At 44.1% G+C, this 18,668-nt stretch carries 13 protein-coding genes and 1 pseudogene; 8 read left to right on the top strand and 6 right to left on the bottom strand.

Going from position 1 to position 18,668, the window contains the following annotated elements; genetic code table 11:
• Positions 1–230 precede the first annotated feature (230 nt).
• From IXB50_RS11680 to IXB50_RS11670, 3 genes are all read left to right on the top strand, one after another.
• Positions 231–935, top strand: coding sequence for a slipin family protein (locus IXB50_RS11680; protein ID WP_215609143.1), 705 nt, complete (start codon positions 231–233; stop codon positions 933–935).
• A gap of 118 nt (positions 936–1,053) precedes the next feature.
• Positions 1,054–1,983: a CHAD domain-containing protein gene (locus IXB50_RS11675; protein WP_215609142.1), complete on the top strand. Its 930-nt coding sequence runs from the start codon at positions 1,054–1,056 to the stop codon at positions 1,981–1,983.
• A 70-nt stretch (positions 1,984–2,053) separates the two neighbouring features.
• Positions 2,054–2,233: a hypothetical protein gene (locus IXB50_RS11670; protein WP_215609141.1), complete on the top strand. Its 180-nt coding sequence runs from the start codon at positions 2,054–2,056 to the stop codon at positions 2,231–2,233.
• Between the two features lie 129 nt (positions 2,234–2,362).
• Here IXB50_RS11670 and IXB50_RS11665 read toward each other — a convergent pair whose 3' ends face one another.
• The gene (locus IXB50_RS11665) at positions 2,363–2,896 is read right to left on the bottom strand and encodes a pentapeptide repeat-containing protein (protein ID WP_215609140.1); all 534 of its coding nucleotides are present in this window, start codon (positions 2,894–2,896) and stop codon (positions 2,363–2,365) included.
• Between the two features lie 422 nt (positions 2,897–3,318).
• Between IXB50_RS11665 and IXB50_RS22480 the strand changes: the two genes are divergently transcribed.
• Positions 3,319–4,728 (top strand): FAD-dependent oxidoreductase, encoded by a 1,410-nt coding sequence (locus IXB50_RS22480; RefSeq protein WP_215609139.1) that lies wholly within the window; start codon positions 3,319–3,321, stop codon positions 4,726–4,728.
• Between the two features lie 67 nt (positions 4,729–4,795).
• Here IXB50_RS22480 and IXB50_RS11655 read toward each other — a convergent pair whose 3' ends face one another.
• Positions 4,796–5,038, bottom strand: a complete 243-nt coding sequence (locus tag IXB50_RS11655) for a hypothetical protein (RefSeq protein WP_215609138.1) — start codon at positions 5,036–5,038, stop codon at positions 4,796–4,798.
• 562 nt (positions 5,039–5,600) lie between these two features.
• On the opposite strand from IXB50_RS11655, the gene IXB50_RS11650 reads away from it, so the two are divergent.
• Positions 5,601–7,082, top strand: a complete 1,482-nt coding sequence (locus IXB50_RS11650; RefSeq protein WP_215609137.1) for a peroxidase family protein — start codon at positions 5,601–5,603, stop codon at positions 7,080–7,082.
• A 118-nt stretch (positions 7,083–7,200) separates the two neighbouring features.
• Here IXB50_RS11650 and IXB50_RS11645 read toward each other — a convergent pair whose 3' ends face one another.
• Positions 7,201–7,338, bottom strand: a complete 138-nt coding sequence (locus IXB50_RS11645; protein WP_215609136.1) for a hypothetical protein — start codon at positions 7,336–7,338, stop codon at positions 7,201–7,203.
• A gap of 735 nt (positions 7,339–8,073) precedes the next feature.
• Here IXB50_RS11645 and IXB50_RS11640 point away from each other — a divergent pair.
• From IXB50_RS11640 to IXB50_RS11630, 3 genes are all read left to right on the top strand, one after another.
• Positions 8,074–9,204, top strand: a complete 1,131-nt coding sequence (locus IXB50_RS11640) for an SIR2 family NAD-dependent protein deacylase (RefSeq protein WP_215609135.1) — start codon at positions 8,074–8,076, stop codon at positions 9,202–9,204.
• 21 nt (positions 9,205–9,225) lie between these two features.
• Positions 9,226–12,696: a WD40 repeat domain-containing protein gene (locus IXB50_RS11635; protein WP_215609134.1), complete on the top strand. Its 3,471-nt coding sequence runs from the start codon at positions 9,226–9,228 to the stop codon at positions 12,694–12,696.
• A 137-nt stretch (positions 12,697–12,833) separates the two neighbouring features.
• Positions 12,834–16,010 carry a pentapeptide repeat-containing protein gene (locus IXB50_RS11630; protein ID WP_215609133.1) on the top strand — a complete coding sequence of 1,059 codons (3,177 nt, stop codon included), beginning with the start codon at positions 12,834–12,836 and terminating at the stop codon, positions 16,008–16,010.
• Positions 16,011–16,096: 86 nt separating this feature from the next.
• On the opposite strand, the gene IXB50_RS11625 is transcribed toward IXB50_RS11630, so the two are convergent.
• From IXB50_RS11625 to IXB50_RS11615, 3 genes and pseudogenes are all read right to left on the bottom strand, one after another.
• Positions 16,097–17,104 (bottom strand): glycosyltransferase, encoded by a 1,008-nt coding sequence (locus IXB50_RS11625; protein ID WP_215609132.1) that lies wholly within the window; start codon positions 17,102–17,104, stop codon positions 16,097–16,099.
• 29 nt (positions 17,105–17,133) lie between these two features.
• Positions 17,134–17,547 carry a response regulator gene (locus IXB50_RS11620; protein ID WP_215609131.1) on the bottom strand — a complete coding sequence of 138 codons (414 nt, stop codon included), beginning with the start codon at positions 17,545–17,547 and terminating at the stop codon, positions 17,134–17,136.
• Positions 17,548–17,549: 2 nt separating this feature from the next.
• Positions 17,550–18,131, bottom strand: a pseudogene (locus tag IXB50_RS11615) (response regulator); the annotation flags it as partial.
• Positions 18,132–18,668: the final 537 nt, after the last annotated feature.

Raw genomic sequence — 18,668 nt, 5'->3', positions numbered from 1 at the left:
AGCCCAATTGGGGGAAGTCTAATTGCTATTGAGGGTGAGTTAGCCCCTCGGGCTAGTATCGACTAGCTGAGGGTTGCCCATTGCCCCCTCAATCAGAACATGGTTCTGTCATCTACTAGGTTCAAACCCTATCAGCTCTTCGATGAATCACCTTTAGCGTGGCTGGGCTCTGCAGGTTCAGACCTCCGTCCGGTTACCGTGGTGATTCATCGGGGAGTTTTAAGCTTGCCATGTTTCCCATTCGGCTGACGGTTTTTGAATATGAGCGCGGTCTGAAGTATGTAAAGGGCCGGTTTAAGCAGGTGGTGGGTCCGGGACAGTACTGGCTGTGGGCGTTTGGTCAGACCACCATTCGAAAAATAGATATGCGACCCCAATACCTGAGCGTACCGGGGCAAGCGGTATTGACAGCCGATGGGGTGGGACTAAAGGTCAGTCTGACGGCGGTTTACAACATTAGCGATCCGGCCATGGCGATCAACCAGGTGTCTGACTATCGTCAGGGACTGTACATGACCGTGCAAACTAGCCTGCGGCAGGTTATCAGCACGGTGGCTATGGATGATCTGTTGGGCAATACCGGTCTGAACCAACGGCTGCTAGAGGCCTCGATGGATGGGGTTGCCGCCCTGGGATTGCAGCTGACAAGTGTGAGTATCAAAGACTTAATGCTGCCGGGGGAGCTAAGGAAGCTGTATGCCCAGATTGTACAGGCGCGTCAGGAAGGACTGGCTCAGCTGGAACGGGCACGGGGTGAAACAGCAGCGCTGAGAAGTTTGGCCAATGCGGCCCGGTTGACGACTAAAAATCCGGCGTTGATGACCCTACGAGTCTTGCAGGCCATTGAGCAGTCGACGGGGAATACGTTTCATCTGGATTTGTCGATGACAAATGATGGGGAGGATGGGCCTACAGAGGATGCGGGTGGTAAGTAGGCTAGATGTCATCATCTGCCAATCAGGTAGAGATTTTCTAAGGGAAAATACTAGAGCAGCACAGATGCGATAGGCTGTGGGTGGCATCTGAAATTGGGGGGACATCCCTATGAAACCAATGGTGTCAGCTGGATCTCCGGTCGTTATAAAACGAGCACCTGAGCGGCTGGGGGATTATGCGCATCAGGCTATCCAAAAATGTGTGCGTCATATTCTGAAGCAGGAGAAGGGAGTGCTGGCCCAGAAAGATCCTGAGTTTGTGCATCAGATGCGCATCGGGTTGCGACGTCTGCGGACGGCAAGTGAGGTGTTTGGGTTTGCGATCGCACTACCCAATGCCATGGGCGAGCGAGCACTTAAACGTTTAGGCAAGGTCCTGGGCCGGGTGCGCGATCTAGATGTGCTGCAGGACTGGTTTGCTCGATATGTGGACCAGACCGATCTAAAGAAATCAGAAATGAAGGTCCTACGGACAGTGACCCGACGGCTAAAACAACACCGTCAGAAGTATGGGGTGCAGATGACAAAGTATCTGCATAGTAAGGCCTATAAACGCTTGATCAAAGCCTGCGATCGCTGGTTAAAGCAGCCTAAATATACATCATTGGCTTGTTTGCCGATGACAGTGGCCCTACCTGACATACAGCTCCCCATGATTAGTCAGCTGTTGTTACATCCTGGTTGGCTGGTAGTCCATGATACGAAGAAGACTGAGCTAGAGCAGGTCCATGCACTACGTAAACGGATCAAAGGTGTGCGCTACCAAATGGAGCTCTTACGTACTTTCTACGGAGAAACGTATAAGCAACAGATCAGTGCTTTTAAGGAAATGCAGGATTTACTAGGCGGGCTGCAAGACCAGGCCGTATTGCAATCATTTTTGGTTGAAGTGCTAGGAGCCAAGTGGCCCCAAAAGCTACCGAGTTTGAAAAAATATTTCCGGCAGCAACATAAACAGCTCTGGCAACGATGGCTGGTCGTGCGACAACCTTACCTTTCTTTGACTCGGCGAAATGAATTACATCAACTATTTTTAGAGACTGCCTAGGAAAGTACCCTCATAGGATCCTCAACTTCCTGAGCTATCACTAAAACAGCACTACAGTTTGGAGGGGACTATGAGTTATTGTCTCTGTTGTAATAGTTCACTGCTACGCCATATTCGCCATGGCGAGGTTTATATGTATTGTCCGGATTGTCGTCAGGAGATGCCAGAGACGGATAGTTATGTTGTTAGGCAAGCGTATTCTGTGTTGAATGAGGCGATGATGAAGCCGTTAGTTTTGTCCAAAGCTTAGTAGCGCTTAGAATTTTGGTTGCGTGACAACCAAAATTCTAAGCTGCTTTATCCAAGCGGTATGAGGAATATGGAGGGAGCTCAAGCAACAGCTTAAATGCCCCCCGCCAACATATTGAGCCAACAAGCCCTAATGCGCTCCCCATGTAACCCATCGATGTTCCTCATCACCAGCTCCATTTAGCACCGGAGCCCGAAGATGGCAAAGATTTGCCCCATCATGATCAGTGTCCTCTAAACCAGTCTCATCCAAACAAGCTGCCGTTAGATTGGCATTACAGAAATTCGCTCCGCTAACAATGGCGGCGGTAAGATTAGCCCCTCTCAGATCTGCCCCTTCTAAGTTAGCCATTCTCAGGTCGGCTTGGGTGAGATCAGCCCCTACCAGGCTAGCGTTTGTTAGATCAGCACCAATAAAGTTGACCCCCGTGAGCTTGGTCCCGCTCAGGTCTGCTTTGATCAGCTCAGCATCGGTGAGATTGGCATTATTTAGATTGCTGCGGCTCAGGTCTATACCACTGAGGTCGGCACCGCTAAGATCACACTGACTAAAGTCCACACCGCTGAGGTGAGATCGTTTTAGGTCAACACCATGCAGACTGATGTTAGAGAAATCGCGATAGCCTTGATTGTACTCATGGCGTAACTGTTGAATATTAACCATCGTCTGTCTCCTATAGTGGCTGGTCTGTCTAAGCTAGGAATATGAGATCCCTAGCTAATAAGAAACAGTTTGGCGCTATTGGCAGAATACCTACTACAGAGAATGGATATGGTCTACGTTGCCGCCTATTGTGAACATCTTTTACAACAGGCTACAGTACATCTTTAGAAGATGTGCGTGATTACTATTCGCCGTTCGTCAATACTGTCTCTGACGATGTTCCTATGGTGCCTTATTTTATTTGAAGCGGCACGGGTTGTTAATGGAATGCAATGGGTTTTTGGCAGGTGATGAATCGGTGGCTTTTTACTGGCTCACCAGGAGCAGGGTGTTCGCTTCACAGCTAGTCAAGGGCTTTTGATTTGCGCTTCTATATCTTCTAAGCTGACAATGCCATAGAAAGACGTCAGCTCTGATGTGTTATGGATACAGACAATCTATATGATGTGTTGATTGTCGGTGCGGGGCCCGTGGGTTTAGCAACTGCGATCGCACTTTATCAACGAGGTATCACCAATATACTCGTCATCGATCAAACCCATGGGTTTGGCAAGGTTGGTCAGACTGTTGATATTTTGCCCAATGGATTAAAAGCCCTCCACTGCATAGACAAGCAAGCCTATAACCAGATCAAAGCAATCGGACTTGGCTTTATTCAAGATCGTAGACAAAAGAGTGAGGGCAAAGACCAAACCAAACCCAGGCAGCGATTCTGGTATCAGAAAGATCTGCAGGGCAACGTTATTCGCACAATTCCCCTAGACTTTGATTATTGGCTCAATCATTATGGTGAGGGCAGGGTATCGATTCCTTGGCATAGCTTGCAAACCAACCTGAGGAAACAACTACCGGCAAACATAGTCAAGCCCAATCATCGCTGTGTTGATTTGACCCACAAACCAACATCCGTGGTGGTAGACACGCTGTCTGATGATCAAACGGTAGAAAATCCCTTTGCCCATTGGCAACGGAAAGCATCAACCCCTTTGGCAGAGAATGAGCCTGCTAAACAAGGTTTTTCCCATCAGCAATTTACAGCTAAATTAGTTGTCGCAGCAGACGGTATTAATTCTACTGTTAGAGACGTCATTTACCAGGATGCAGGCCTAAGCCAATGGTCAAAACCCCAGTATTCTGGCTATGCTGCCATTGGCTGCTTACAAATTGATCATATTTCTGATCAGGTTATTCAGGAATTAGACCATCAATTTCTCAAGTCTCAGAGCGTCGTGACTCTACGTAACTCGCCTGTGAACTCTGCTCGTCAACCGATGGACTCACCTCGACTAATGTTATTGAGGCGAGACAAGAACTCCCTTGGTTATTTACTGCATCTTCCTGTAAGTCTGGATTTGCTTAACCATAGCTCACCTGAAGCAGTCGTAGAGTTAGCGGCCAATCGATTGAAAGACAACGGTTTTCCCAACACCCTATCCCAGGTAGTGAGACTGTCAAATCTTAACCAGCTAATTTGCCGTCCCTACTATATTCATCCGGCGAATATCGACCATCCTCAACCGATCTGGAGTCGTGGACGCGTTGTCTTAGTGGGTGATGCGGCCCATGGGATGCCACCCTTTGCAGCACAAGGGGCAAATCAAGGGTTAGAGGATGCAGCCGTTATTGGTATTGCGATCGCAAATATTATCACCAACCATCATTTAGATAATCAAGCCATTATCTCCCGCCAATTTAGAAAGTATGAGCAACTTCGTCGTCCATTTATGGCAAAGATCCAGGACGCTACCCTGCATAACCATAACTGGTCCCAGGAAGAGTGGACCCAATACAGTGACATGGTTTACAGTCGAAATTTGGCAGATGTGATTTAAACCATGTCCATGTCCAGGACGGTCGTTTTACCGTGGGAGAAACGACAGGTTTCACCTTGGACGTGGTTTATGACTTAGGTAACTGTGATTGCTCCATTTCTAAAGGAATTTGCTTCAACCCATAGTTTTCCTCACCTAACCCTCTCAGCTGCTCAATGACAGTCCACCATACGCCAGTGCTAAAGCTCTCCCAACAGGCCTGGCAGTATTGATTACACCACAAATCATCTGTGGAGCTTTGGCATTTAGTGCATTTAACCTGGGTAATCATAATTCGTCCCCCTAGCTTCTTAGTTAGATATTCAGCCATGGTCCCTGCCATCAGATCACATTCTAGACCTGGTACATGGGAGACTACTTTTTCACACAGTCATTCAACCTTGGGCCTGTGCAATGATGTTCGTTATTTCAACGAAGGGGAAAACGAACATCGAGCGAACGTTGAAAAAAATCTCACAGAGATGGGGTTTCAAGGATAGCAACAAAACCATCACGTCATATAAGGAGAACCTTACGAACGCATAGCTGCAACCTAAAAGTACCCTTGGGGGTACTGCTCAAGTTGGGTTACATCATTCATTATGGATACGACATCCAAACTTAGCATGTAGTAGTAGAAACACAATAGTTGCAAAGCTTGAAGTTTCTTCATGAAAAAACGTCCTGGCTTTAAGGATTTAACTGGGATGTTAAATCGTCCCCTTAGCAACTTAGTTTTCTCGAAATTGATGCTAAGTCACGCTAGCGACCTAAAATTAGGCGACCTCCTTGAAACTCTTTGAAGGTTAAATCTTTTGAAGAGTTAATTTTTTGGAGTTTCTTAGTTTTAGCCAGTCGCTTAAACCCCACATCCAGTATGAGAGGATTATTTAATGAGTGGTTGCCCTGTTCAACACCATGGTATGACCAAAGCACGTGGTTGCGGTCACACTGCAGTTTCTAGCTTTAGCAAACTCTTTCCCGATCTACCTGGCGTTGTTGTCAGTGAAGCAGACGCAGCTATATTAGGTGGCCCGGGCGGGCTTATGCATGACTTCGATGGTACTTCGAATGATTGTGATATCCCTGCCGGGTATATTTTCTTTGCCCAGTTTGTCGATCACGATATTACTCTAGATACGACCTCCGGCCTACGGGAAGATCCCAAGTCTCCCGGTGAGATCAGCGAGTTGCCAAATATCCGCTCCGCCAGCTTAGATTTAGATTGTGTCTATGGATTTGGCCCCGAAGGGAGTCCCCATATTTATGATGGGGTGCGCCCTGGACGTCTGGCAATCAATCCCAATGGTTATGACTTGGCACGTTCTCCCAGTGGGACAGCCTTAATCGGAGATCCTCGCAATGACGAGAATATCTTCGTTTCCCAAATGCAGCTACTGTTTCATCGCTTCCATAACAAGATTTATAACGAGCGAGTTTACCAGGAAAATAAGTCCGAATCCTTTAATCGGTTTGAAGAGGCCCAGAAACAGACCCGTTATCACTATCAGTGGCTAGTTCTGTTTGATTTTCTGAAACGCCTTTGTGATCCAGAGGTTTACAAATTTGCTGCCAATTTGCTTCTGAGTAATCAGCCGAACCAGGCACCCAAATATCCTTTATGCTACCGCCCTGATGATCATGGCAAACTGTCGATGCCGGTTGAGTTTTCAGTAGCGGCCTACCGAGTTGGCCACACCCTGGTGCGTTCGACCTACGCCGCCAATGGGAACAACTTGGATATTGAACTGTTTGATGAGCGTTTTGGTACCCTAGGATTTTCAGCTTTTCCTGAAGAGCTAGAGGTAGATTGGCGGTATTTGTTGGAGGTGGACGACTGTATTCATCCTCGTATGAGCAAAGCAGTCGATCCCCTACTAGCAGATGAGATTCAAAACCTACCTGTGGTTGGTAGCAATAATCCCAATAATCGAGCCCTGGCATTTCGTAACCTATTACGGGGAAATGTTATGAGCCTACCCTCAGGGCAAGCTGTAGCAGACAAGTTGCGTGGACTGGGATATCCTATCCCTCATAATGATTTGCAGCTAGGGGACCTCCCTTCAGCACTTCAAGGAAACACACCGCTTTTCTACTATATTCTGCAAGAATCCAAAATAAACAATGCTGGACAGCGCTTAGGCCCAGTCGGTTCGGCTATCCTGATGGAAGTATTTGGGGGAATGTTGACCCATTGTGACAGCTTCCTCAAAGAGGATAACTGGAATCCAGATCCCTGTCTCTCTAGAGAGAAGAGTCGACTAGCACCCGATAAATACAAAGAAGGGTTTCTTCGGAAGCCATTAGTAGAGCGGGAAAATTACTATCCCTTTGATCTGGCAGACGTTGTACGCTTTGTTCAGTCTGATAGTTAATGGGGTTAGACCTTTCACTAAAACATAGCTAAGTTCTAACCAAAATTCTGATCTAACGTCTCTTTTTGAGAACCTAAACTTGATGTAGAGGCAACGACTATGCTGACTCTACATCAAGTTATTGGTTTATTTTAGGGGTTTCGGGTGGTTGCGATCGCAGACGACAGTAGTCTGTTGGCACCGTCATAGAAACATTCACCAAATAGCGTTTTAACCTAAGGGAATGGATCACATCCTCTTTTGAAAGAGACACCACTCCCAAGTACTTTACTCCTTGATTCTGATAATCACAAACGAGTGGGTGGTGGATTATTCAGTCTCGACAGCATTCATCCCACAACAGTTGGCTATGGCCTGGTTGCTGAAGCCATCTTGAGAGTAATGAAACAAACAGCCCCAAAGATGAGTGTCCTTGACGGGTGACAAACACAACATGTTAAAAGTAGTCCCATTTTAAATGAGACAAGCTTTGAGCCAATTTCGTCATTACCTTTTCCTTCTACAAATTGACTGATTCAAGCCACCGTAGGAGTTACTTTACTGCTGGAACGCTCAAAACTTGTCTAGGCTCACTGGTCAAACCAGTAGCCTCCCTCAGTTATGCAGTAGTGCCAAACATTACACCTTAAACGTCCTTCTCCTTAACTTTACAAACGTAGACTATTTCAGAAGCAGCAAGCTCTAATCTCGCTACATTAAGACTCATACTACATAATCAAAAATAATAGCTAAAATAATAGGAATTCTGATCATTGCCACTCCAATAAGAGTGGATTTTTGACACTCCCTCAACAATACTTAATAGACATAGTTTTGAAATGAGAAAGAAATTCAACCATTCTTCATCTGCTAAATATAGCCCTCATGTAGGACATGGTCAGCCAAAGGATAGAGTTGCTTTTTGCTATGCCCATCAAATAGTTTAAGTTTTTCTTTGTTGATAAGTAAAGCCTAATTTCTTGCTCCTAATTACACAATCAATACTTTGATTATGACACAAACAAATCTAGAAGAGGCTGTACGACAGCCAAACAGGCTGCTTAACAAAAATTGTGAAAACTTAATCCAGGGAATTATTGAGGGGAAGATTGTACCCGTTCTTGGTAGAGAACATAATTTATGTGATCGTCCAAAAATAAATCAAAAACCAGAGTTTTGGCAGTGCGATTTCTCATTAAATCCACCATCTTGCCCATCATATCCACCAACGCATCGAGAACTTGCAGCATACCTCATAGAATATTTTACCAATCACGGTGCCGCCCATTTTGATGAAATTCAGTTCTCGTACCCTTTTCAAGGAATAGAAAGCGGTAAATGGAAAGCTGAATGGGCCGATCTTCAACATGTATTTCAATTGCTATGTGACGCTGAATCGAAGGTCTTGGCAACGTCTGAACTTCATAGAATTCTGTGTGATAAAAATTATCGTCCTAACCAATTACATAAGTCTTTTGCTCTACTACCTAAGGTTATACGGTTAACAAAACCGGATGCGCCAATGTTTCCACTAATTGTAACCACGAGCTATGACCGCATGCTAGAACAAGCCTTTGAAGCAGCTGAAGAGCCTTTTGATTTAGTTTATTATAGTGCTACAGGTGAGAAGGATGATTGGTTTTTGCATAAAACCCCTGAGGGTATAATACATGAGATTGATAATCCAAATAACTATAGAAGACTTTCACTTAAGAAACGCCCAGTTATTCTCAAAGTTTACGGCACAGTCGATCAAAGCATAGATGCAGATAGATTAGTGATTAGTGAGGATGATTACATCGACTTTTTGTCCTGGCGTAACACTCCCGATCTGCTACCTACAACTTTGTTGAAGCAATTGCGTAGGAATCAAGTCCTTTTTCTAGGGCCTTGTAGCTTAAGCCATTGGCACCAGCGTGTTATTTTGCATCACATTTGGCCAACTAGACCTTTTTTAAAGAAGTCTAAGTGGTATGCCATTCAATGGGATTCGGAAGAATCTGATGACATTAAAGAGTCCAATGATATAAATAAGAAATTCTGGAAGAAATATAATGTAGATATTCAAGATATCTCTCCAGAGGATTTCATGAATGAATTTGATGAACAGATTCATTCAATAATAGGTGGGCAAGGAAAATAAATGGGGTGGAGGTAAACTGAGATGCTTATGCCATACAAAGGGCTTTTGCCCTACGATCAAGAAGATTCACCTATTTTCTTTGGTCGAGAAACACTGACAGAGGTTATCGCTGATAATTTGATGACCTCTCGGTTAACCATAGTCTATGGTGAAAGTGGTGTAGGTAAAAGCTCTGTGCTAAGAGCAGGCGTCGCTCATCAGATACAGCAAGAAGAACAACAGAATTCATCAAACGGCATACCAGAATTTACGATTGTGGTGTTTCCTCCGTTGGAAGGTCAGTGGAGCTGGCGCGACGATCCCATAATCGGCATACAAAAACAGGTTGAATCTGTGATCCGACAAATTGTCGGCAAAAAAAATATTGAACCAGTCGTTCCAATATCTTCCAGACTAGATCAGAACTTGAAGGCATGGACAAATTACCTCGGCGAAGAAGACGAAAATGGTGAGATTTTTATTGTTCTAGATCAGTTTGAAGATTATTTCCTATATCATGCTCAAAAAACTGGAAAAGGAACCTTTGCCACTGAGTTTCCCCGCGCGGTTAAGTGTCGTGATCTCCCCGTTCATTTCCTGATATCAATTCGAGATGATGCTTTGGCCAAACTGGCTTTCTTCAAAGGACGTATCCCTGGTCTATTTGGCAATCTCTTAAAGGTTGACCCTCTTGATTATGAATCAGCCCAAGATGCTGTTTTAAAGCCAATTGAAGAATTTAATCGTCAACAGAGACAGTCTAAAGTACTAGTCAATGTCGACAAGGAATTAGCTGAGGAGGTTTTGAACCAGGTAAAGATAGGTCGAGTTAGCTTGGGTGAGAGGGGACGGGGCCTAGAGCTTATGTCTGAATCTGAACCTGAACCTTCACCGCCAAACTATGAGGCTCCCTATCTACAACTAGTGATGACACGTTTGTGGGAGAAAATGGAAGCTGATGAGTCGCACAATCTTCAGCTAAGCATGCTAGATGATTTAGGTGGGGCGGAGATTATTGTTAAGGCTCATTTTAATGAGCAAATGAGCCTGTTATCAAGTAAAGAGCAAGATATTGCTGCTGATATCTTTCAGTATCTTGTAACCCCTGCTGGATCTACCATCGCTTACCCTGTTCTTGATTTAGTTGGAACTACAAATTGTGATGAAAAAGATCTAACAGACTTACTCGATAAACTCAGCCGAGGAAATAGACGTATCATCCGTCCTATTGGACCATCACCGGAGCAGCGCGATGTAGAGCTGTATGAGATTTTTCACGATGTCCTGGCTCAGCCAGTTTTAACCTGGCGGACGCAGCATTTAAAGGAGAAAGAATTTAAAGAAGATCTTCAACAGAGGCAAGAAAAATTCGACAAGGAACGCTTTAACCGAATTTCCGTAATCAAACAAGGCCTGCCAGCACAATCACTACGGCAAAATAGACGTAGGAACGATGAATTAAGTGCTCTATTAGCACGTCAGGCATTCCTCTTTAACCAACGAGATCAGTGTCAAGTTCTTGACCAAGTCGATGAAGCACTTCGAGAAATTCTGAGTCTTCCTGATTTTAGTAATATCTTGCGTGGACATAGTGCTGCTGTCCATTGTGTTGCCTTGACCCCTGATAGTAGGTTATTAGCTTCGGGCAGTGAGGATCAAACTGTGCGCCTATGGAATCTAGAGGAGCCCAGTTTTCTCGCTAAAACTCTTAAAAATCATCAAGGCAGTGTCTATGCTGTAGCATTTAGCCATGATGGCAAATTGTTAGCCACGGGGAGTGAGGATTCGACGGTACAACTTTGGAACCTAACACAATTTGACAAACCGCGTAATATTCTTAAAGACCACAACGGTAGTGTGTATGCCGTAGCATTTAGTCCCAATAGTAAATTGTTAGCCACAGGGAGTGAGGATTCGACGGTACGGCTTTGGAATCTAAATCAGCCGAATACACCTATCGCAATTCTTAAGAATCACACGGATGTTGTCCATTCATTAGCATTTAGTCCTGATGGTAAACTATTAGCTTCAGGCAGTTCTGATAAGACCATACAGTTATGGAGCTTAACTAATCTCAGCATCCCCCTTAACGTCCTCAGTAGTCAAGATGGCGTGTATACATTAGCGTTTAGTCCTGACGGTCAATTATTAGCTGCAGGAGGATGGGATGGCACTGTCCAGTTATGGGATTTTAGCCAACTCGATAAAGCTCCTGTAAAGCTAAAAGGCCATAAGGGATATATCAGATCAGTGGCCTTTATGCCCAACAACTCAATTTTGGCGTCAAGTGGGGATGATCAGACTGTACGCTTATGGGATCTGTGTCGGCTAAGTGATAAACCCAAAATCCTCAGGGGACAATACTTTGTTATTAGTTCGGTGGCATTTAGTCGAGATGCTCAACTGTTGGTTTCAGGCAGTTGGGATAGTACAATACGACTTCAGAAGTTACAACAGGCTCCCCTGACTCCAAGAGTCCTGAAAGGCCATCAGCTCCAAATTAGTTCAGTTGCTTTTAATCGGTCAAAACAGCTGCTGGCCTCAGGCAGCTGGGACCATACTGTTCGGTTATGGAACACAGATGATCTCCATGCTGAACCCAAGACTTTGATAGGTCATCAGAGTGAAGTTAATGCAGTTGCATTTAGCCCTAATAGCCAACTATTAGCTTCTGCCAGTAGCGACAAGACTGTAAGACTATGGGAGCTTGAGCAAATTAATTCAGATGCTAGAGTCTTTGAAGGCTTTGACTCAGGAGTTAGTTCAGTAGTCTTTAGTCCCGATAGCCAAATACTGGCCTCAGGTAGTTGGGATCGTAGTATCCGGTTATGGGACTTACGTCAGCCAGATACCTCCTGTAAGATCTTAGGACACCATGATCGCAGTATTACATCAATTGCCTTTAGCCCAGATGGCAAACTATTAGCTTCGGGTAGTGATGACAAAACTGTAAGACTATGGCACCCAGAACAAACTGACTTCCCACTTACCGTTCTTCAGGGGCATGAAGGTAGAATCTTATCAGTTGCTTTTAGTCCTGATGGCAAGCTGCTGGCATCAGGCAGTGATGACAAAACTATAAGACTATGGGATCTGAGCCAGCTTGGTTCAACTAACACAATCCCTTGTAAAGTTCTTAAAGGCCATAGCTATTGGGTAAGTGAAATAGCATTCAGTCCTGATGGGAAAATGCTAGCTTCAGGTGGTTATGATTGGACTATCCGTATTTGGGATCTGAGTGGACATAACCCCCGTCCTATTCTCCTAAAGGGTCATGAGCAGAGTGTCACATCAATAGCCTTTAGCCCCGACGGGAAGACCCTGGCCTCAGGCAGCTATGACGCTACTATTAGATTATGGATAGCTTGTACTCAAGATCTAGCTGATGCCGTTTGTGAGAGAGTACAGCGCAATTTAACTCATGAAGAATGGCAAAAATATATGAGTAGCTATATTCCTTACGAAAGAACTTGCCCTACTCTACCAGACAGTCAAGATTCAACAGGTAGTTAATCCATCAAGATTTAACTATAGAGGTGAGAGCAAGCAAGATAAAGCATCAAATTTAATGTATTAGGGGAATTATTCTTGGAAGCAAAAACGAGTCGTGCTTTTTACCTGAAATATGCATTTTTAAGGAAGAATTTCTTATGATCAAGAAAATCTGGCAAGATTTCTGGAAGTTCTCGATCGATATGTTTTCTGTTGATGCCGCAAAAGGTGGTATAGAGGGAAGCAAAGCTGTGCTGGAATTAGCACAGGAACTTCACGAACATAGGAATATCTCCGAACTCAAGCCTATTGTCAGTAGAATCTCTTCTCTACTAGATGTCCTTAACTCACCAATTGCACAAGTTTTAGGGGCTGGGATACCTTTTATATCCATTGGCGCAGACTTACTGCAATTCTACCTACAGAAAACTCAGAAAGAAGCTTCACTAGAGGAATGTGTGGCTATTATCAGCCAAGCCGCCTATTTAGAGAGCTTTATAAAAGTTCTGCAATGGCCTGAAAATAAACCACTTTTAGAACATATCCAGGATACACCCGCTGATCCAAGCTTGACCAAGCGAATTCGAAACCTTGGTGAAACACTTGAAGTCGATGGTCAAATAGTAGAACTGAGTGAGAGAGAAGCAAAGGAAAGCTTACTCTGCTTCCATGAATCTAAACTAGCAAAAGCTTTTAATCCAGTTTTAAAAGCTCGATTGCATCAAGCAGGATTGGATGAAGAGCAGGCTCACATACTAACTCAACGGATTTCCCATAACACTCATCGTTACATGGTTGAGGCTTTGGCTGCTGCCAAGGATAATGTTCAACGGTTATCAACTCTATATTTGGAAGGGTGGCGATGGGATATCAAAAAGTATCAAAGTATTGATAAATACCTGAGTGAGCAGATCGCTCCAATGCCTTTAGATAAGGTCTTCAACGAAAATTTTGCGTTCAAAGATATCTATGTCTCGCTTCAGGTAAAACCAGTGAAGACTGATGGGCAAGTTGATCATGATGCTAAATCATTCGATCTAGAACACTGGGCTAGAACACAGCTGCAAAGATCAGATCGACAAGATCAGGTAATGTTTGTCCAAGGTGGTCCCGGCAGGGGAAAAAGCGTTTTCTGTCGTATGTTTGCTGATTGGGTGCGTCAAAATCTATATCCCATTTGGATCCCTATCTTGATCCGCCTTCGTGACATTAGAACCCTTGAAAAAGACTTTGAGAAAACACTTAAAACTCTTGTGGGAAGAGATTTTTCTGCCAGTGATAATGGCTGGCTAACGGATTGCAATACTCGTTTTTTATTCCTACTGGATGGCTTTGATGAGCTGTTGATGGAAGGGAGAACCAGTGAGGGTTTAGAACAATTCCTAAAACAAGTTGGTGGTTTTCAAGAGCGTTGCCAACAGAATACAGAGAGAGGACACCGAGTATTAATTACTGGCCGTCCTCTAACTTTGCAAAGTATAGAGCGATATATGCCACCTAACTTAGATCGGGTTGAAATTATTCCAATGAACAGTACTCTTCAAGAACATTGGTTTAGGAACTGGGCTAATCAAGTTGGGATATCGGAGGCTCAAACATTTTGGAGTTTTTTACAGGATGAACAGTGCCCAGAACAAGTGCGAAAATTGGCCCAGGAACCCTTACTACTCTATCTGTTAGGTGCAATGCATCGAGATAAACAATTTGCTATTGATATGTTTAAGGATGTGAGAAGATTTCTCCATAAGAATAGAAATTTTCAATCAGTTTCGGATAGCGCGTGGATAAATACTAAAATACCTGGGAAAGATATTTCTGGAAATGGCCTGAACAGTTCTATCGCTAAAATTTTGATTTATCAGCGGTCATTGGACTGGGTACTAACTAAACAACGCTCTACCAGACTTACTAGAGATTTAACAGAGCTGAGTACAGAGGGATTAAGACACGTCCTTATCGAAGCTGCATTTTGCGCTACTCAGTTTGGTGGAGAGGCTGCGCCTATAAGGATGTTAGAAGAACGTTTAGAAGACGATGACGATGCCATTGAATTAATTAAACAAGCTAGAAAACGACTGGGAGTTGATGCACTACGAAATGCCTTAGCAACTTTTTATGTGCAATCTGCCAGTAAGCAAGGGGGATCTGTCGAGTTTATTCATAAAAGTTTCAGTGAGTATTTGTGTGCAGAGAGAATTCAACAGAGTTTAGAGGAATGGACAAAACCCAGCCCTAGAGGGTATAGATTCGACACAAAACAGAGTCAATTAGATTGGGAGATATATGATCTGTTTGGCTTTGGTAGACTTTCTCCCGAAATTTTGGAATACATAAGAGCACTTTGGGAAGTCAGTGAAAACTTTAATGCAAAAGTGTTATTTAAACGATTAGAATTTTTCTATACTCGCTGGTGCAGTGGAGAGTTTATTAACATTCTTAAGAAAACAACGCTTCCTCAACAAAAAGGTGAACAAATTGAAAGCCAAGGGATTTCGATTGGTCAGCGTCAAGTAGACATCTATACAGGGCTAAATATTCTGATTTTACTTCTAGAATTACACCGCTATGGTCAATCTCAAGACAATTCTGAAGATCTCCATTTTTATCCTTGCAGGCAGCAAAGGAATGAAAGAGAATCACCCTTAAATAAAATATTAGTTAGTGAGGAACAAGCGGGCTATAGGGCTTTTCTAGATAAAATCTTGGTTGATGATTACCAAATCTTTGATAAAAAATGCCTCCTTCGGATCATTAGTTATAGTCAAAGTAGTCCAGACTGCAAGTTTCAGAACATCGTAGGCAGGTTCTTATGTTCTGCTGACCTTCGTTATACTGACTTCCATAATGCTGATCTCCATGATGTCAACCTCCGTGGGGCTGATCTTCGTGGAACCAATCTCACTGGGGTTGATCTTAGTCATGCCTCCTTAATTGATGCTACCCTAATTGGCACTTATCTCAATGGTGCTAACCTCAGTAGCGCTAATTTGAGTAATGCTGATCTCACTCGTACCTATGCTCGTCGTACCTATTTTCGTGGCGCTAATCTCAGCAGCGCCACCCTCAATTTTGCTAACTTCAATGGTACTGACCTGCGTGATGCTTCCCTTCGTGATGCCGATCTCAGTGGCACGTCTCTTCATGGTGCCTACCTCCGTGATGCTAATCTTAGTGGGGCTAATCTTAGTGGGGCTAATCTCACTAGTGCCAACCTACTCAAAATTATTTGGGATAAAAAAACAAACTGGGAAGGAATTAAAGGTATTGAAAACGCAGTGAATGTTCCAAAAGCTTTAAAGCAACAACTATCACTCGTTGATCACTCGCCATCCTAAATAGCTAAGTAATGTGGTGCTAACTAACCAGTTAAAGGCTTTTATGAATAGCCTCTAAAACAGATATAATAATTTAAGCATTCTCATTAGATTCCCAGCCGTTGTCTGGCGCGATCGCAATAATTCAAAACCTGACCCTGCCACTGTTGCGCAGTCTGTTGCCAGAGAGCATATTCACACCAGGCAGAATAGGCAGGTATAGCAACATGATCTAGAAACTGCCGCCATCGTTGGGTGATCACCTCTGGCGTATACTTTAGCCCTTGCCGATAGCCCCGTTTTACCAACGACTGTCGGAGCTTTTTATCCTGGTGTAGCTGGTCAAGACAGGACAACAGCTCTGCCATGGAGTTAGCTTCCAGGTAGTCAATACCGGTGGTCCCTGCCGCTCGATAGGCCCGCTCTCGACCCAGGATTGCAGGGACTCCGGCTAACCAAGCATTATAAAGTTTAGTAGCAGGTTTACTCCGATAGCGCGGACGTCGCCGATGAAATTCTCGGACAGCGACAATGGCATCAATCTGCTGATAATCATTCCAACGAGTGTCAATAGACTGCTGATCATTCCACCCATTGGTATTAATCACCGGCTGCCAGTTTAACCCTCGCCGCTTTAACTGATTTTCCCAGTCTGGGGTCATTAGCTCGGCAGCTAAACTGTTCTGATGCCCTAGAAAAGCAATCGTCTTAAATCGATCTTGTCGTTCGCTCAGGCGAGGTTTCAATCCAGGCTGGGGCCAGTGGGGCATAAAGTAACAACCCAAAACTGACGACGCCTCACAAGGATTTTGGACCACATGGAGTTGAGCCTGAGGGCATAGAGGCGATTCTGCTTTCATGCAAATCAGCAAACGTTTTGGTCCAGGGGTCATATCACACCCCCGCGTCGCATTAGCATGAAATAGGACAATGCCCTGATCAGGTAATTGATCCGTCAGCCGACAAACCACCCCGGCCTCGTGCAGTTTCAGATAGGTCTGTACCGTCCAGGCATAGATACCCAGACCAAAGCCTGACCAGTTATCAGCACTTGAAGCTGGTAACTGGTCAGGCCAGAATGAGGTTGGAATGTAAAAGTAAATGTCTGGAGACAACGACAGATAAGATTAGTTGGACTTAGAGTCTAAACCTTCTTACTCGCCAAAACTTTAATCTTAGTAATTAATGAATTTTTGAGCTTTTCGTAATCCATGGCAGAACCCGATGTTGGTTTTGGGAAAAAGTCTAACGCACCCGCCTGCATCAGGTTAAAGATATTATCCACATCAGCAGGATGCACCGTATTACTCACCACTAGAATAGGGCGGGGAAATTCAGACATTACTTTTTGAGTGAATTCCAAACCATCCATTCTAGGCATTTTCAGGTCAGTACAAATAACATCCGGCATAGTTTGGGCAATCACCTTCAAACCATCAGCACCATCTTGGGCAGTCCCAACAACGTCCACCTCTGGAGATGAATCGATTAACCGATGCAAAATTTGTAGGGCAATGGCAGAGTCTTCGACAAGAACAACTTTGATTGGGTTAGCCATGACTAGATTAAGTTCCTTAGAGTATTGATAAGTAGACTTTGATCGAAATCACCTTTGGTGATGTAGGCATTGGCTCCAGCGTCAGTACCACGCTGCTTATCTTCATCTTGGGCCAATGTAGTAACTAAAATAATGGGCAGTTTTTCGTATTTTGTCTCCTGACGAATACGTGCAGTTAACTCCAGACCATCGAGATTGGGCATTTCTACATTAGATACCACCGCATCAAATGCATCCTCCTCCTGTAGTTTTTCCAACCCATCCAGTCCATCTACAGCTGTCGTAACTTGATAGCCCGCTCCCTCCAAAATCCGTCGCACCTGAGTTCGAATGGGAATGGAGTCCTCAACTAACAAGACTTTAGGCTGGACAAAGACATTTTCCAATGTAGGTACTACCCGATCATTTCTCTTGCCTCGAAGAGACTTAAGTAAATCCTGGGGGCTCAGTACCATACAAACTTCTCCCGTTCCCAGGATAGTGGCTCCAGCAATGTTACGAACATGCTTAAGCAGCTTACTATGGGGATTGAGAACGATGTCTTGTTGGTCCACCAGGGCATCAACGAATACCCCCAGCTGTTCTGACCACAGTAGGTGAGTTCTCCATTCAGAAAGACTAAAATCCTGGGCTGTTTTGAATGAAATGTATTCGCTAGGGTTTCTATATGCGCAACCCCACAAAAATTACTGTGCTGTAAATCTAAGATGGCCTCGCCTAATTGTTCAGCTTTAAATTGAAGCATCAAAACTCTCCTCTGGGAATCTAGGAAATGTGGAAAAACGATAAAACACGTTTGCTATAGTGCCAGCCTCTCTCGCTAGATAGAAAACAAATCAAATACTCAAGTCATGCCTGCAGTGGGTAGCTATTTATTGAGTGCATCCATCGTTATTTTTGCTGATCAATGGGCTTGGTGAGATCGTGAGTTCAACCGACCATTTGTCTTTTAATATTACTGACTACGCCATCCTTTGCAGTCAGCATGATTACTGTCAAACCATGAAAGTAGAGGCCTAGATATTGACGGATAGATGATTTATCCTTAATCTTTTTATTTTCTTAATCTTCCTATTGCTTGATTAGTCATAAAGCCGCATCTATAATCTGTGGTTACAGCA

Origin of the sequence: Leptothoe spongobia TAU-MAC 1115, assembly GCF_018739885.1 — a bacterium.
GTDB lineage: Bacteria > Cyanobacteriota > Cyanobacteriia > Phormidesmidales > Phormidesmidaceae > Leptothoe > Leptothoe spongobia.
The sequence above is the reverse complement of the archived record's forward strand: the minus strand, read 5'-3'. Positions and strand labels throughout refer to the sequence as shown.

What these genes read in the sequence shown, in the direction of transcription:
- IXB50_RS11675 (WP_215609142.1), top strand. Translation starts at nt 1,054, where the DNA reads ATGGTGTCAGCTGGATCTCCGGTCGTTATAAAACGAGCACCTGAGCGG.
- IXB50_RS11670 (WP_215609141.1), top strand. Translation starts at nt 2,054, where the DNA reads ATGAGTTATTGTCTCTGTTGTAATAGTTCACTGCTACGCCATATTCGC.
- IXB50_RS11680 (WP_215609143.1), top strand. Translation starts at nt 231, where the DNA reads ATGTTTCCCATTCGGCTGACGGTTTTTGAATATGAGCGCGGTCTGAAG.
- IXB50_RS11650 (WP_215609137.1), top strand. Translation starts at nt 5,601, where the DNA reads ATGAGTGGTTGCCCTGTTCAACACCATGGTATGACCAAAGCACGTGGT.
- IXB50_RS11630 (WP_215609133.1), top strand. Translation starts at nt 12,834, where the DNA reads ATGATCAAGAAAATCTGGCAAGATTTCTGGAAGTTCTCGATCGATATG.
- IXB50_RS11620 (WP_215609131.1), bottom strand. Translation starts at nt 17,547, where the DNA reads ATGGCTAACCCAATCAAAGTTGTTCTTGTCGAAGACTCTGCCATTGCC.
- IXB50_RS11655 (WP_215609138.1), bottom strand. Translation starts at nt 5,038, where the DNA reads ATGGCTGAATATCTAACTAAGAAGCTAGGGGGACGAATTATGATTACC.
- IXB50_RS11640 (WP_215609135.1), top strand. Translation starts at nt 8,074, where the DNA reads ATGACACAAACAAATCTAGAAGAGGCTGTACGACAGCCAAACAGGCTG.
- IXB50_RS22480 (WP_215609139.1), top strand. Translation starts at nt 3,319, where the DNA reads ATGGATACAGACAATCTATATGATGTGTTGATTGTCGGTGCGGGGCCC.
- IXB50_RS11665 (WP_215609140.1), bottom strand. Translation starts at nt 2,896, where the DNA reads ATGGTTAATATTCAACAGTTACGCCATGAGTACAATCAAGGCTATCGC.
- IXB50_RS11635 (WP_215609134.1), top strand. Translation starts at nt 9,226, where the DNA reads ATGCTTATGCCATACAAAGGGCTTTTGCCCTACGATCAAGAAGATTCA.